The following is a 14,692-nucleotide window of genomic DNA, read 5'->3' as shown; positions in this document are numbered from 1 at the left end:
CTGATCAAAGGGAGTGCAGCGGGGAGGTAAACGATTCGGCGCCACCCGCGGGCGCGGCCGATTCCGCCGAAAACCCTTGCCCGAAAACGTAAACGGGCCATGCTTCGCCTGTGATCTTGGTTTCGGGGAACCGAGCACCGCGATCGCCTGTCCACCGACACTCCATCGACAGGGGTTGATCATGCAAACACGTCCGTCTACATCTCAGCTGTTACGCCGCACGACCGTCGGGGCCGTCCTCGTCGGCGTGTCGGCACTCACCGCACCCGCAGTTGCGGGCGCGGAAACCGTGGAGCTCACCCGCCCCACAGTGACGTTCACCGTCACCGACAGCACTTTCGACCTGACGCTCGAGAATCCCAACAGCGATCCGACCAGCAGTTGCGGGGCGTTCGTGGTCCAGGCCTCGAAGCTCTCCGCACTCGAGGAGGATCCGTCGAGGATCAACGAACCCGGCTTCCTGACATGGCGGACCGCACGCAGCGAGCGCGTCGCGGCCGACTCGTCCCGGACCTACACCTTCGACGTCCCGCGCGGATTCTATGCCGTTGTGGGCGAATGTGTTTCGCCCACACAACCGAAGCCGTCCGCGAGCGATCCGCAGGTGGTGTCGGTTCCGCGCAGCCAGTACACAGGCAGTTCGAGCGCAGCCCCCGCAAACATCGCGGGCATCGCCCGCGGCCTCTTCTCCGGCGGCTCGCTCGCCGCAGGGTAGCCCGAGTCGGAGCATCGGCCGGGCAGGAAACCCCTGCCCGGCCGATGCGAACCGACCGCCCCGAAATTCAAGTAGTTGAACAAGCAATTGAATACCTAACGACCACTGAAACAAGATTGTTACATAGGTCCCAAACCGGCTCGTACGGTGGGGATTTCCGCTGATCAAACATCGTTACCGGGCGGTAGGAACGGAACATTCCTCGCACCGAGGACCGCATTTCGTTACGGCCCCGAGAGGTTCACCTTGCGGGAACTTGACCCAACCCCGATGCTTTTCCCCAGTGATCTTGGTTTCGGGTCTTGGTTTCGGGGAGCCGGGCGCCGCGATCACGTGTTTCGAACACTCGTACTCAACAGGAGTTGTCCATGCACGTGCGTACTCGAAATCTGTTCACCCGCAGTGTGGCCGGTGTCGCGATTGCCGGCGCAGCCGCTCTCGCCGCCCCTGCCCTCGCGTCGGCCGCACCCGCGGTCAAGGCGCCGACGGTCACCGCGGCCGCCGCGAGCAGCACCATCACGGTGACGGTGGCGAACCCCAATACCGATCCTTCCGTCACGTGTGGCGCCCACGCCTTCGCCGCGTCGCGCGCGAGTGAACTGGAGAAGGATCCCTCCAAGCTCTTCGAGCCCGGATTCACGTTCTGGAAGGTCTCCGACAAGGCCCGCGTCGGCGCGTCCGACACCAAGTCCTTCACCACGCCGGAGTTCAACGACGGCGTGTTTGCCGTTGTCGGCGAATGCACTTCGGCCAGCGGCGGCACGCCGGTGCTGGGCAAGCCCCAGGTCGTCAGCCTGCCCGAGGACGCGATCTTCGGCAGCCTGCGCAACGGCGCACTCGAGAACGTCCTCGACTTCGTCCTGGAGGGCAACATCGACGGACTGATCAAGGCCATCTCGGCCGGATCGTCTCAGCCCGCCTGACAGACCACCCGCACCACAGAACGTGCGCGGCGGTCCGGACACCAGTCGGGGATGCCCGGGCCGCCGCGCATCCTTTCCTGATCCGCTCGCCGTGTCCGCCTCGCGGTTCCTCGCGCCGAGCCGGCCACTGTCGAAAGGTCCACACCATGCGCTTACGTTCCACCTCACTCGTCACCCGTCTGGCGGCAGGGAGTGCCGTCGCCGCCGCGGCCCTGATCGCTGCTCCCGCGCTCGCGTCCGCCGCGCCCGCCACCTTCACGGGGCCGACCGTGACGGCGGAGGCCGCCGGAGATGCGATCGCCGTCTCCATCACCAACCCCAACGTCGACTTCCCGACGAGCACGTGCGGTGCCGTCGCGATCGACTCCGTCAAGGTGCCCGAGGCGGTCGACGACCCGCTCAAGCTGCTCGAGCCCGGATTCGTTGCTTGGACCAGTGGTCTCGACAGCGTCGGCGCGGGTGTCACCAAGGCGTACACGACACCGGCCCTCACCGGTGGCATGTACGCCGTCGTGGGCGCGTGTGTGTCGCTGGCCAATCCCGTTCCCGAGCTGGGCGAGCCGGTCCTTGTCGGTGTCGGTGACACCTTCGGCAGCCTCGGGACGATCACCGGCAGCCTCGGTGACTTCATCCCGAACATCGGCGACCTGATCGGTGGCCTACTGAAGTAGCTCGACCCGCACGAAGACCCGGGCCCGCGGTGCATTGCACCGCGGGCCCGGCGCGTGTCCGGACGCAAGGACGGTGCAAGGGCGGTGCAAGAGGGCACCGTCATGGTTGTGCCATGAACCTCGATACCTCACCCCCGGCCATCGAGGCCGTCGGGCTCGTCAAGACCTTCGGGCAGCAGCGGGCCGTGGACGGCGTCAGCCTCACCGTCCCGACCGGTTCGGTGTACGGCGTGCTCGGCCCCAACGGCGCCGGCAAGACGACGACAGTCCGGATGCTCGCGACCCTGCTGCGGCCCGACGGCGGCGAGGCCCGCATCTTCGGCCGTGACGTCGTCCGCGAATCGACGGCCGTCCGTTCCCTCGTCGGCGTCACCGGCCAGTACGCGTCGGTGGACGAAGACCTCACCGCCACCGAGAACCTCGTGATCTTCTCGCGGCTGCTCGGCCTCGGCCGCGCCGACGCCAAGCGCAAGGCCGTCGAACTCCTCGAAGAGTTCGGACTCACCGAGGCGGCGTCGAAGCCGCTGAAGAACTTCTCCGGCGGCATGCGCCGGAGACTCGACCTCGCGGCCAGCCTCATCGCCCGTCCCCCGCTGCTGTTCCTCGACGAGCCCACCACGGGCCTCGACCCGCGCACCCGCGCGCAGATGTGGGACACCATCCGCAGGCTCGTCGCCGAGGGCTCGACGGTACTGCTCACCACGCAGTACCTCGACGAGGCCGACCAACTGGCGGACCGGATCGCGGTGATCGACCACGGTCGCGTGATCGCCGACGGCACCGCCGACGAACTGAAGGCGTCGGTCGGAGTGTCGGCACTGCAGTTGACCCTCGCCGATCGCACGCAGACCGAGGAAGCCCGGTCCGTGATCTCCGCGATGCTCGGCATCGAGGCAGCGGTCACGCCGGAGTCCGGACGTATCACCGCGCCGCTGACGGATCCGTCGATCACCGCGGATCTTCTCGTGCACCTGCGCGACCGGTCCATCGCGGTGGACGAGATCACCGTGTCGAAGCCGAGCCTCGACGAGGTCTTCCTCACCATCACCGGGCACGACACTGCCGAGTCCGAAGGAGACGCCGCATGACCACCACACTCACCTCGCCTGCACGACAGGGAGACACGCGGACGATCGACGCCACCGACCGCATCGACCTCCGGGACGCGATCGCCCACACCTTCACGATGGCGTACCGCGGCATCCTGAAGATCAAGCACAACCCCGAGCAACTGTTCGACGTCGTGATCCAGCCGGTGATCTTCACGTTCATGTTCACGTACATCTTCGGCGGCGCGATCTCCGGCGACGTGAAGTCGTACCTGCCCATCATCATCCCCGGCATCCTCGTCCAGACGGTGATCACGGCATCGATCGTCACCGGCACCCAGTTGCGCGAGGACATGGACAAGGGGGTGTTCGACCGGTTCAAATCGCTGCCGATAGCCCGGATCGCCCCGCTGTCCGGGGCCCTGCTCGCCGACGTCGTGCGGTACGCGATCGCGACCACCATCACGATCGTCGTCGGCATCGCCATGGGTTACCGCCCGGGTGGCGGATTCGTCGGCGTGGTGTGCGCGGCGCTGCTGATCATGGTGTGCGCGTTCGCGATCAGCTGGATCTTCGCACTCATGGGCGTGCTGATGAGCAAGGCCTCCGCCGTGCAGGGCGTCTCGATGATGATCCTGTTCCCGCTCACGTTCATGTCGAACGCGTTCGTGCCGTCCGACACGATGCCGGGCTGGATGCAGGCGTTCGTGAACGTCAACCCCGTCTCGCACCTGGTGACCGCGGTCCGCGAACTCGCCAACGACGGCCACTTCGGCATCCACGCGGTGTATGCACTGGTTGGTGCCGCCGTGATCGTCGCGATCATGGCCCCGCTCACGGTGCGGACCTACATGCGCAGGACCTGAGGCCTCACGCCTCCGTCTCGGAGAGAAGGCCGAGTATCTCGCGACGCGCGGCGGCGCGCGGCGTCCCCTCCACGGACGCCAGCGCCGCCGCAACGGCATCGTCACCGAGCAGATCCTTCGCCAGCTCCAGATGCCTTTCCAGCCTCATCGACGGATAGTCCTGGCGTGCTTTGACTTTCGCTGCGAGCGCAAGCAACCGCACCCCGCGTTCGACGGCGCGGCCGGTGGCGACGGCGAAGCTACCGACAGCGCACGCGACCGCCCCGGTCTGCGGTAGATCCGGGTATCCGCGGGAACCGAGGCGCTGCATCGCAACGGCTCCGAGACGAAGTGCCAGATCTGCGACAAGTTCCGAGCGTCCGGCGAGTACGTGCGCGTCCACGACGGCGGACACGACCATGATCTCGAACGGATCGGCCGGAAGCTCGCCCGCGAGGTCGCCGGCCTGTTCGGCCGCCCGGCGGTATTCGGCCAGTCCCCGATCGACGACACCGGTGGCCAGATCGGCCTCCGCGGTACTCGCCGACAACGCTGCCTGGTTGTTCGTGTCGTGATCGCTGTTCGCGCCGCTGCCCTGCGCGCTCGCGTGCAGCGGGACGAGCGCCGCGAGTTCGGTGCGCGCGTCGGCGATCCGGTCGGCACCGACGAGAGCAGCCACCATGAAACCGCGCACCTGCAGGCTCTCGTCGTACAGGTGCATCGTCCACAGGACTTCGGCGGACCGCCGGTAGAACTCGACCGCTTCGCCGTAGCGCGCGGACTGGGAGTACAGGCCGCCGAGGTGCTGACACACCATCGCCAGGCCCCAGCTGTCGTTCAGTTCCTCCGCCAGGGCGAGCGCCTGCCGTGCGTCGGACTCCGAACCGAACAGGTCCCCGATGTTCTCCCGGAGGTTGGCGCGCGCGATCAACGCGGAGCTGCGCGCCCCCGGGTCGGTCGACCGCACCGCCGTCGCGAGCGTCCGCGCCAGGCCGCGCCCCGATCCGGGCACCAACATCAGTGTGGCGTTCACCCGCGACGACCCGCTGATGTCCGTGCGGGCGGCGAGCAGTCGTCGCAGACGAGTGCGGGCAATCGCGACCACGCGCAGATTGCCTCCCATCGCCATGTGGGCGGCGGCCAGCACGTACGCCGCCGCGAGGTGATCCGCGGGTACGTCCTCGGCGGGGAGGCCGGAATCGTCGAGTTCGAGCACTCGCGGTGCCCACGCGAAGACCTCGGAGTGCGCGCCGCGAAAGGCCCACATGCCGCCGAGCACGGGGAAGATCGTGAAGACTGCGCGAACGAGCTTCTCCGACAGCGCATATCGCAGCACCGCGAGCAGGTTGTCGTGCTCGGCCTCGACACGGTGCGCCGCCGCGATCTGACGGCCGGACATGAAGTCGTGGAACACCTCCCGCGAGAAGCACTCTGCCCACTCGACCGTCCGACGACGCACCTCGGCGTCCTCGTCACCGTCCGACTGCTCCTCGCCGAACTCCCGCACGGTCTCGAGCATGTGGTACCGAAGCCCCACGGCATCGGCGCCGTCGGGCGGTTCGACCACCGACAGCATCGACTGGTTCACCAGGCCCTCGAGTGCATCGGCGACGTCGACGACCTCGCCCCACTGCGCCACGGCGACTGCGGCGTCGGCCGTGAATCCTGCCGGGAATCGGCATATTCGACGCAACGCCGCCCGCTCCGGCTCCTCGAGCAGGTTCCAACTCCAGTCGATCACGGCACGGAGCGTGCGGTGCCGTTCCGGCGACGTCCGGTCCCCCGAACGCAGCAGCGCGAACCGGTCCACCAGTCGGGCGTTGATCTCCTCGACGCTGAGTGTGCGGACCCGTGCCGCGGCGAGCTCGATCGCGAGCGGCAGCCCGTCCAGCGTCCGGCACAGGCGCTCGACCTCACCGTCGTCCAGACGCACCGAGGGGCGCACCGCGAGCGCCCGTGCCCGGAACAGTTCGGTGGCGGGCGATCCGTCGTCGTCGATCGCCAACGGCGCCAGCGGATACACCGCCTCCGCGGTGATCGACATCGGCGACCGGCTGGTCGCGAGGACCGTCAGGTGCGGGCTCGCGGCGATCAGGTCGGACACCGCGTCGGCGGCGTCGTCGATCAGGTGCTCGCAGTTGTCGAGAATCAGCAGCGACGGTCGGGCCGACAGCGCGTCGCGCAACCGCTGGCGCGCGTCGTGGATCCGGGTGCGGGTGAGCGCGCCCGGCGTGAGGTCGGCCTCGCTCAGACCGAGGGTGCCGCTGATCGCGGCGATCAGGTCCTCGCCGCTGCGCAGCGGCGCGAGTTCGACGAGCGCAACCGGCATCCGGCCCGAGACCTCGGCCCCCACCGCGTGCGCGACCCGCGTCTTGCCGGTGCCACCGGGCCCCAGGACGGTCACCACCCGCGACGACGCCAGCAGCAGTTCGAGCGCCGCCAGATCGGTCTTCCGTCCGAGCAGCGGGTTGGGCGCGGCGCGGAGCCCGATCACGTTGGGCAGCATCCGGGTTGCCGCCTCCGAAAACCCCGCTGCCTCCGCTGCCTCCGTTGTCTCCACCGCACCGCCCGACTCCTTCCGCGCCGCGCGATCGGTCCGATCGCCGCGCAGGATGGCGGCATTGAGGTCGACGAGCCGGGCGGACGGGTCCACGCCCAGGCGATCGGCCAACCGGCCGCGCAACCCTGCGAACACCTCGAGCGCCTCGTTGGATCGACCCGAGCCGTGCAGGCACTCCATGAGCAGCGCGTGCGCGCCCTCGTCGAGCGGCGACGCACCCGCCGCGGCACGCGCGATCGGCAGCGCGACGGCGAACTCGCCGGACGCCAGCAGCGCAGCGAGTTCCACCGCGTCGAGCGCGCCGCGATGCGACGCGGCCTCGGTCGCCAGGTCGTCGGCGAGGTCGCCGCCGGGCAGGTCCGCCCCCGGCTCGCCGCGCCACAGCGCCCGGGCCCGGCGCACCGCGTCCAGCGCGCCCCGCTGGTCCCCGTCGGCGTGACGCTGTCCCGCTTCCCGCGCGAGCAGACGGGCGCGCGTCAGATCGACCTGTTCCGGTGCAAGGGCAAGCCGGTAGCCGGCCGGACCGGCCTCGATCGCCCCGTCCGGCAGCGCCGAGCGCAGCCGGGAGATCTGTGTGTGCAGGGCGTTGGCCGGGGACTTCGGCGGGGCGTCACCCCAGACGTCCTCGACCAGCGCCGCGGCGCTGCGGCTGTGTCCGGGCCGCCGCGCGAGCGCCACCAACAGAGCGCGGGCGCGCGGCCCGGGCAACGGAATCAGGACACCGTCTCGGCGTGTGGCAACGCCACCCAACAGCGCCACCTCGACCGGCGGCTCCGTGGGTGCCGGGGACTGGGGATCGCTCGTCACGGTTTGCACCGGCGACAAGCCTATGGGAGTACCCGACCGTGCGGCCACCCGATTCGACGAGGGTGAAAGGATCGGCGCATGGCTTCTGTGTCCCAGTGGATCGAGGGCGCCCGACCGCGCACCCTGCCCAATGCGATCGCTCCGGTGTTCGCCGGTACCGGCGCGGCGGCGTCCCTCGACGGCGCGGTGTGGTGGAAGGCGCTGCTGGCGCTGGTGGTCTCGCTGGCGTTGATCGTCGGCGTCAACTTCGCGAACGACTACTCGGACGGCATCCGCGGCACCGACGACGAGCGGGTGGGCCCGCTGCGCCTCGTCGGGTCCGGGCTGGCCTCGCCCGGTGCGGTCAAGGGCGCCGCGATGGGCAGTTTCGCGGTGGCCGCGGTCGCGGGCATCGCCCTCGCCCTGGTCTCGGCGTGGTGGCTGATCCTGATCGGCGCAGTCTGCATCCTGGGCGCCTGGTTCTACACGGGCGGCAAGAAGCCCTACGGCTACAGCGGTTTCGGCGAGATCGCGGTGTTCGTGTTCTTCGGTCTGGTCGCGGTGCTCGGCACCGAGTTCGTACAGGCCGAGCGTGTCGACTGGGCGGGCCTGCTGGCCGCGATCGCGGTCGGCTCGTACTCGAGCGCGGTGTTGGTGGCGAACAACCTGCGCGACATCCCGACCGACACCGAGTCCGGGAAGATCACCCTCGCAGTGAAATTGGGGGACGCCCGCACCCGCACCCTGCACCTGGTGCTGCTGGTGGTGCCGTTCGTGGTGACCCTCGCGCTCGTCGCGCGCACGCCGTGGGCGCTCGTCGGTCTGATCGCGCTTCCGCTCGCGATCAAGGCCAACGCGCCCGTGCGGACCGGTGGCCGGGGGCCCGCACTGATCCCGGCCCTCGCGGTCACCGGCATGTCGATGCTGGTGTGGGCCACGGCCACCGGACTCGCACTCGGTCTCGGCTGAGCCGTACGCAGCTAGTCGGTCGCGGTACGGTGCCCGAGAACGTTGACGACCGTCCCGTCCGGATCACGGACGAAGAACCGTCGGACACCCCACTCCTCGTCCTGCAGCGGATGGACGATGGTCGCGCCGCGCGCGACCATCGCCTCGTACACCGCGTCCACATCGTCCACCTCGACGCTCATGTCGGGGTGGACCGGCGCCGTCACGTCGTCGCCCATCAGCGTCACCTGGGCGGTGGGATTCGACGGTGACGCCATCGTCATCACCCACCCTTGATTCATCACCTCGGCGAAGCCCAGCGCGGCATAGAAGTCGCGGCTGTCGTCGAGCGATTTCGCGTGGATGTCGGGAACGACCCGGCGGATCGTCATGTCACTTCTTGTCCGGAACCAGTGCGCTGAGCACGAAGTTCACGAGCGAGATGATCAGCGCACCCCACACCGCCGTCCAGAAGCCGTCGACGCTCAGGCCCCACTCGGTCTGCGAACTGATCCACGACGTGAGCATCAGCATCAGCGCGTTGATCACGAGAGTGAACAGGCCGAGGGTGAGGATCAGCAGCGGCAGCGACAGCAACTGCACGATCGGCTTGACGAACGCGTTCACGACCGTGAACAGCAGCGCGATCCCGAGGATGATCAGCACGTCGTTTCCGGTGCCCTCGCCCGAGTCGGCGATCGTGATGCCGTCGACCCATTGCGAGGCCAGCCAGATGGCGACCGCGTTGATCACCAGGCGTATCAGAAATGTCATGTCCACATGCTGGCACGAACCGGACCGCCGGACGTAACGGGCGAATGCGCGCTCATGCGCGACGGATGACGGCGGCGTTGAGGCGCAGACGCTCTTGCAGGAAGTGCTCGACGAGTTCGATCTCGTCGTCCGAACAGTCCAACAGCAGTTTCACCTCGACGTCCCGCTTCGTCAGATCCGCGGTGAGAGCGACACCCACCAGTCCGGCGCCGGCGGCCGAGCCGCGAAACACGTCGACGCCCTCGGCGTCACCACCGCCGGTGTCCTCGAGGAACCCGTAGTCGACGGGATAGACCACCTCGGGGAACCGCGGGTGCGCACTGCCTCGGGGACGGTCGATCCGCAGCGTGGCCCGGCGGATCAGCTCGTCGAGGGCCGCGAGGAACGAGGCCATGTTCGTGTCCATGACGCCAGCCTGCCACGCAAAAACCCGGAGAACGACGGCATTCCGCGCATTGCCGCACTAGCATCTGCGCATGCCCGTGTGCCGAGTCAATTGGTGGACGGCCCTCGGCGCGGGGATCTTGCTCGCCGTGGTCGGCATCGCCGCCGGCCGGTTCCCGCTCGCCGACGACGCCTCCGTGGCGGCCGGTCGTCAATACGGCGCCAACCAGGCCGTGATGTACATGCAGTTCAATCCGGTCGACCCGACGGACGAGCAGTTGCACCAGTGGTGCAGGCAGGGCGCGGAACTGTCCGCGGGCATGCAGGTCTGGTACGACGGCGGCGTCATCCAGGTCGGCGAACTCGACCGGACGCGTTTCGCGGAAGGCTGTTTCGAGAGCTACCGCGACGGAGTCCGCTGACCGTCGACGGTGTCGAACGCCCCGTCCACCGCGGCCTGCATGTCGGCGGCCACCACCCGGGTGATGTCCATGGGTGTCGTCGGGAGGTCGAGAACCGGGGACGAGATGTAGACATCGGCCACGCCGCCGGGACGGTAGCGGATGCCGAGGCTCAGCAGCGCCGGAGCGGAGCCGAGCTTGCGCGCCTTCACCGCGATGTGCCCGATGCCGCTGTTGATCTTCTGGACGCGGCTGGGGTCGACGTCGTTGCAGGTCCCCTCGGGGAAGATCGCGAGCACGTCGCCGCGGTGCAGTCGCTGTGCCGAGATCTCCATCATCCGGCGGCCCGCATCCGCGACCGCCCGCATCCCGTGGTCCTTGCCACGGAACACCGGAATCGACCCCATCATGTCGATCTTCCGGCGCAGCTTCGGATCCACGAACAGTTCGTCCTTCGCGAGCACGCGGGTCCGCCCGATCGCGCGGCGCAGCGGCGACTGCCACGCGGTCGCGGCGAGCGTGTACTGGTCCCGGTCCGTCACGTGATTGGCTGCGACGATCAGTCGCGTGCCGCTGCCGAGCAACTCCTGCAACTGCCGACAGGCACCGTCCGCGTAGCGGGTCCGCGGCCGGAAGCGTGCGCTGAGCGCAGCGTAGGCGGCATTCGCGACGAGCCGATTCTGCTGATGATCCAGATAGAAGCGGTAGACGTCCTCGTAGTTCTCGAGCGTCACGTCGGGCCGGGTCATGTGCGAGCCTCTCGATCGGATGCCCCCACCCGATCCCACGGTACACAACCTACGGGACCGTAGGTTTGCGCCCATGATCGGGATGCTGCGCCCCGGCGCCGGACGCGGCGAGCAGTAGGCGTCGTCGAACGACAGGCCCGGCGTGGACACCGACGCCGGGCCGCCCGCCCACAACGCGCGGCACGCGGCGAGCGTGTCGTCGAGCAACGGTCCCCGGTCGGCGAAGTCCAGTCCGGCCGCCTCGTACTCCCTTTCCTGCCAACCGGTCCCGACCCCGAGATCGAGACGACCACCCGAGATCAGGTCGAGCGTCGCGGCGGTCCTCGCCAGGACCGCGCCGCCGCGCAGGGCCGCGATCACGATCCCGGTGCCCAGACGCACCCGCTCGGTCTTGCGTTGGGGACGTCGAGACCGAGGGTGGGCTTGTCGACAGACACGATGAACCTTCCGGAGAATGAAAGGCAGGTCACGGGTTGCGCGGACGGTTGGTCCAGCCGCCCTCGGGCTTCGGGAACCAGCCGCCGGCCGCGAACGTGCCGCCGTCGACGTGCACGGTGGTGCCCGTCGTGTAGCGCCCCAGATCGGACGCCAGGAACAACGCGGCGCCGGCGACGTCGTCCGGCTGACCGGGGCCGCCCAGCGGCGCCCATGTCGGCCACTTCGCCCACTCCTCCTCCGACAGCCACTCGGTGTACGGCACCTGCACGGACTCGATCAGGTCGGGTGCGATCACGTTGACCCGGACACCGGACCGTCCGACCTCGACGGCCAGGCTGCGGCTGAACTGCGTGACGGCCGCCTTGTACGCCGCGTACACGGAATGCCCGGGGATGGCCCGATGCGCCTCGACGGTCGTGAGGCTGATGATCGAGCCGCCCCGGCCGCGCTCGGCCATGCCCGGCAGCACCGCATGGGTGAGCCGCAGGACGTGGTCGAGGTTGATCCCGCCGATCTCCGACCAGAACGCCGGCTCGGTCTCCGCGAAGGGACGCGGCGGACGCAGGAAGTGGCCGGCATTGTTCACCAGGACGTCGGGCGCGAACTCGACGATCTCGCCGGGGACCGTGGCGTCCAGGACGTCGTACTCGAGGACGTCGATCGCACCGCCCGCCGCGGTGTCGAACTCCAGCGCGCGAGCGGCATCGGCGTCGATGTCGACCACCAGGACGTGCGCGCCGTGGGCCGCGAAGGACCGCGCGATCGCGCCGCCGATCCCGTGGGAGCCGCCCGTGACGATCGCGCGCTTACCCGGAAGCAGTGCTCCGGGGCTGAACGCCGGGCGGGTGGGTGCAGGCTGTGACGACACGGTTCCTCCTAGGTCTGCGGATCGGACCCCTGGCCCGATGTCACATGCGTTCGGTCGGACTGAACGCATGTGACATTCGGCCATGATCCGTCGCTCGTCGATGGAGGCGCAGACGTTTTCCCGGTTAACGAGAAACGGCACGCGTGAGGGTTCTCATGTCCGCACGCGCGAGCCTGTCGGTAGCCTCGAATCGACTGACACACACTCGGAACGGGAGAACTCCACGATGCTGAACAAGACCGCCACCTCCGCTCTCGCCGCAGCCGGACTGGTCGGCGGATACGCCGTCGCGCGGCAGACCGGGAACCGTCAGCTGGGCGGCGCCGTGCTGGCCGCGGTCGGTGGCGTGTGCACCTACAACTGGGCCAAGAGCTCCGGTGCGGGCCGCGCCGCGGCGCTGCTGGGCACCTACGTCGGCGCATTCGGTGGCTCGCACCCGCTCGCCAAGAAGATCGGCGCGTGGCCGTCCGTCGGTGTCGTCGCCGCCGGCACCGCGATCGCGTCGCAGGTCGTCTCCAAGGGCTGAGCGATGATCCGCCTCGCCGAGCCCGCCGACCTGCCGCATCTCCCGGAGATCGACGTCGCGGCGGGCTCGGCGTTCCGCGACGTGGGGATGGACGCGATCGCCGACGACGATCCGCCCCCGCTCGCACTGTTCGAGACGCACTTCGCCGAGGGTCGCCTCTGGGTGTGGGCGGAGCACGCGCAGCGGCCGGTGGCGTTCTGCCTCGTCGACATCGTCGACGGCAACGCGCACATCGAGCAGATCTCGGTGCACCCGAGCCACGCCCGGCGCGCCATCGGCGCGGCCCTGATCGATCACCTCGACGAGTGGGCGCGCGACCGCGGGCTTCCTGAGCTGACGCTCACCACGTTCGTCGACGTGCCGTGGAACGGCCCGTACTACCGGCGCCTCGGATTCACGGCGATCGCGGACGACGACCTGGGACCGGGCCTGCGTGCCGTCCTCGACGCGGAGTCCGAACGCGGCCTGGACCGTTGGCCCCGGATCGCCATGACCCGGCACGTGCCGATCGAACCGGGACCTACGACGCCGTCCAGCGCCCGGTCTTCGTGAACTCGTCGAGCACCGCCGCGGGACCGGTGAGGTCGATCCCCTCGGATGCGACCCAGGCGTCGTCGAAGTACGTGCCGGAGTAGCGTTCGCCGCCGTCGCACAGCAGCGTCACGACGCTGCCGCTGCGGCCGGCCGCGAGCATCTCGCCCACGAGGCCGAACGCACCCCACAGGTTGGTTCCGGTGGAACCGCCCACCTTGCGGCCCAGCGTGTCACTCGCGTGCCGCATCGCCGCGATGGAGCCGGCGTCGGGCACCTTGACCATGCGGTCGACGACCTGACCGATGAACGACGGTTCCACACGCGGCCGCCCGATGCCCTCGATCCGGGAGCCCCGCTCCCCCGTGACGGTCGGATCGCCCGCCCGCCACGCGTCGAAGAACACCGAGTGTTCCGGGTCGACGACACACAGGCCGGTGTCGAGCTTGCGGTACCGCAGGAACCGGCCGATGGTCGCCCCCGTGCCGCCGGTGCCGGCGCCCACCACGATCCACTCGGGGATCGGATGATCCTCCTGCTGCAGCTGCGTGAAGATCGACTCGGCGATGTTGTTGTTGCCCCGCCAGTCGGTCGCACGCTCGGCGTGCGTGAACTGGTCCATGTAGTGCCCGCCGGTCTCGGCGGCCAGACGGTGCGACTCGTCGTAGATGCGCGACGGATCGGTGACGAAATGGCAGCGGCCGCCCTGCGCCTCGATCAGTGCGATCTTGGCGGGGCTGGTGCTCGCGGGCATCACGGCGACGAAGTCGAGGCCCAGCAGGTTCGCGAAGTACGCCTCGCTGACGGCCGTCGAGCCGGACGACGCCTCGATCACCGTGGTGTTCTCGGTGACCCAGCCGTTGCAGATCGAGTACAGGAACAGTGAGCGCGCCAGCCGATGCTTGAGGCTGCCGGTGATGTGCGTGGACTCGTCCTTGAGATACAGCTGCACGTTCCACGACGGCGGCAGCGGATAACGCAGCAGGTGGGTGTCGGCACTGCGCTGGGCGTCGGCCTCGATGAGGCGGACCGCATTGTCGACCCAGGCGCGGGAACCGCGACGGTCGAGGACGGTCGTCACTGCTTGCGGTCCTCGCCCCGCAGCTTCGCATGCAGGTCGGCCTTGTCGGCCCGGCGGCGCGCGTCGACCGAGGCGATGTCCTCGTTGACCCGCTTGCGCAGCTTCGAGAACAACACCAGCGACAACGGCAGCGCGATCAGGACGGCAAACAGCGCGGCCACGATCCACGGAACCTCGACGCCGATCAGCTTCCCGCCGAGGAGGATGACCGCCAGGAGGATCACGACCAGGCCGAGCCGGGCCACCGAGTAGAGGACGACGTCGCGGACAAGATGACCCGTCGTCACGGTGGGGGCGGCGTCGGCGCCCTGTTCACTGGCCTTCTCGGGACGATTCTGCGCTGCATCACTCACGGTGCCAGCCTACCTATTGCCTGGTGGCGCGATTCCCCGGGAACGCCCTCGGAACCTGTCAGAGCACCAGCGGGACGACACCGGGACCGA

At 69.0% G+C, this 14,692-nt stretch carries 17 protein-coding genes and 1 pseudogene; 9 read left to right on the top strand and 9 right to left on the bottom strand.

Annotation, left to right across the window (positions count from 1 at the left end; genetic code table 11):
• Nucleotides 1-181 precede the first annotated feature (181 nt).
• From DEU38_RS03460 to DEU38_RS03440, 5 genes are all read left to right on the top strand, one after another.
• The gene (locus tag DEU38_RS03460) at nt 182-715 is read left to right on the top strand and encodes a hypothetical protein (protein WP_147283449.1); all 534 of its coding nucleotides are present in this window, start codon (nt 182-184) and stop codon (nt 713-715) included.
• A 368-nt stretch (nt 716-1,083) separates the two neighbouring features.
• Nucleotides 1,084-1,638: a hypothetical protein gene (locus DEU38_RS03455; protein ID WP_114718734.1), complete on the top strand. Its 555-nt coding sequence runs from the start codon at nt 1,084-1,086 to the stop codon at nt 1,636-1,638.
• A 146-nt stretch (nt 1,639-1,784) separates the two neighbouring features.
• On the top strand, nt 1,785-2,309 hold the full coding sequence (locus tag DEU38_RS03450; RefSeq protein ID WP_114718733.1) for a hypothetical protein: 525 nt from the start codon (nt 1,785-1,787) through the stop codon (nt 2,307-2,309).
• A gap of 113 nt (nt 2,310-2,422) precedes the next feature.
• The gene (locus DEU38_RS03445) at nt 2,423-3,397 is read left to right on the top strand and encodes an ATP-binding cassette domain-containing protein (protein WP_114718732.1); all 975 of its coding nucleotides are present in this window, start codon (nt 2,423-2,425) and stop codon (nt 3,395-3,397) included.
• Complete coding sequence (locus DEU38_RS03440) at nt 3,394-4,224, top strand: ABC transporter permease (RefSeq protein ID WP_114718731.1); 831 nt, start codon at nt 3,394-3,396, stop codon at nt 4,222-4,224. The genes DEU38_RS03445 and DEU38_RS03440 overlap by 4 nt, the downstream gene beginning before the upstream one ends.
• Before the next feature lie 4 nt (nt 4,225-4,228).
• Here DEU38_RS03440 and DEU38_RS03435 read toward each other — a convergent pair whose 3' ends face one another.
• The gene (locus DEU38_RS03435; RefSeq protein ID WP_397484253.1) at nt 4,229-7,579 is read right to left on the bottom strand and encodes an AfsR/SARP family transcriptional regulator; all 3,351 of its coding nucleotides are present in this window, start codon (nt 7,577-7,579) and stop codon (nt 4,229-4,231) included.
• 69 nt (nt 7,580-7,648) lie between these two features.
• On the opposite strand from DEU38_RS03435, the gene DEU38_RS03430 reads away from it, so the two are divergent.
• On the top strand, nt 7,649-8,518 hold the full coding sequence (locus DEU38_RS03430; protein ID WP_114718730.1) for a 1,4-dihydroxy-2-naphthoate polyprenyltransferase: 870 nt from the start codon (nt 7,649-7,651) through the stop codon (nt 8,516-8,518).
• Between the two features lie 11 nt (nt 8,519-8,529).
• Here the strand turns inward: DEU38_RS03430 and DEU38_RS03425 are convergent, their stop codons facing one another.
• Genes DEU38_RS03425 through DEU38_RS03415 form a run of 3 tightly spaced genes read right to left on the bottom strand, consistent with a single transcriptional unit; the run spans nt 8,530 to nt 9,677 of the window.
• A complete protein-coding gene (locus DEU38_RS03425) occupies nt 8,530-8,889 on the bottom strand; it encodes a VOC family protein (protein ID WP_114718729.1) in 360 nt (119 codons plus the stop codon).
• Between the two features lies 1 nt (nt 8,890).
• A complete protein-coding gene (locus DEU38_RS03420; protein WP_114718971.1) occupies nt 8,891-9,271 on the bottom strand; it encodes a phage holin family protein in 381 nt (126 codons plus the stop codon).
• A 52-nt stretch (nt 9,272-9,323) separates the two neighbouring features.
• The gene (locus DEU38_RS03415; protein WP_114718728.1) at nt 9,324-9,677 is read right to left on the bottom strand and encodes an inorganic pyrophosphatase; all 354 of its coding nucleotides are present in this window, start codon (nt 9,675-9,677) and stop codon (nt 9,324-9,326) included.
• Between the two features lie 70 nt (nt 9,678-9,747).
• Between DEU38_RS03415 and DEU38_RS03410 the strand changes: the two genes are divergently transcribed.
• A complete protein-coding gene (locus tag DEU38_RS03410; protein ID WP_114718727.1) occupies nt 9,748-10,077 on the top strand; it encodes a succinate dehydrogenase in 330 nt (109 codons plus the stop codon).
• On the opposite strand, the gene DEU38_RS03405 is transcribed toward DEU38_RS03410, so the two are convergent.
• From DEU38_RS03405 to DEU38_RS03395, 3 genes and pseudogenes are all read right to left on the bottom strand, one after another.
• Entirely contained in the window at nt 10,056-10,805 is a 750-nt protein-coding gene (locus tag DEU38_RS03405; protein WP_114718970.1) for a 1-acyl-sn-glycerol-3-phosphate acyltransferase, read from the bottom strand. The two genes, DEU38_RS03410 and DEU38_RS03405, sit on opposite strands and share 22 nt — an antisense overlap.
• Before the next feature lie 132 nt (nt 10,806-10,937).
• A pseudogene (locus DEU38_RS28260) lies at nt 10,938-11,165 on the bottom strand (LLM class flavin-dependent oxidoreductase); the annotation flags it as partial.
• A gap of 106 nt (nt 11,166-11,271) precedes the next feature.
• Nucleotides 11,272-12,111 (bottom strand): SDR family NAD(P)-dependent oxidoreductase, encoded by an 840-nt coding sequence (locus DEU38_RS03395; protein WP_114718726.1) that lies wholly within the window; start codon nt 12,109-12,111, stop codon nt 11,272-11,274.
• Between the two features lie 226 nt (nt 12,112-12,337).
• On the opposite strand from DEU38_RS03395, the gene DEU38_RS03390 reads away from it, so the two are divergent.
• Nucleotides 12,338-12,637: a hypothetical protein gene (locus tag DEU38_RS03390; protein ID WP_114718725.1), complete on the top strand. Its 300-nt coding sequence runs from the start codon at nt 12,338-12,340 to the stop codon at nt 12,635-12,637.
• A gap of 3 nt (nt 12,638-12,640) precedes the next feature.
• Nucleotides 12,641-13,189: a GNAT family N-acetyltransferase gene (locus DEU38_RS03385; RefSeq protein ID WP_114718724.1), complete on the top strand. Its 549-nt coding sequence runs from the start codon at nt 12,641-12,643 to the stop codon at nt 13,187-13,189.
• Here DEU38_RS03385 and DEU38_RS03380 read toward each other — a convergent pair.
• Both DEU38_RS03380 and DEU38_RS03375 read right to left on the bottom strand, forming a co-directional pair.
• Nucleotides 13,158-14,249, bottom strand: a complete 1,092-nt coding sequence (locus DEU38_RS03380; RefSeq protein WP_114718723.1) for a PLP-dependent cysteine synthase family protein — start codon at nt 14,247-14,249, stop codon at nt 13,158-13,160. The genes DEU38_RS03385 and DEU38_RS03380 overlap by 32 nt on opposite strands.
• Entirely contained in the window at nt 14,246-14,602 is a 357-nt protein-coding gene (locus DEU38_RS03375; RefSeq protein WP_114718722.1) for a DUF4229 domain-containing protein, read from the bottom strand. The genes DEU38_RS03380 and DEU38_RS03375 overlap by 4 nt, the downstream gene beginning before the upstream one ends.
• Nucleotides 14,603-14,692: the final 90 nt, after the last annotated feature.

Source organism: Rhodococcus sp. AG1013, from assembly GCF_003350365.1.
Taxonomy (GTDB): Bacteria; Actinomycetota; Actinomycetes; order Mycobacteriales; family Mycobacteriaceae; genus Prescottella.
The sequence above is the reverse complement of the archived record's forward strand: the minus strand, read 5'-3'. Positions and strand labels throughout refer to the sequence as shown.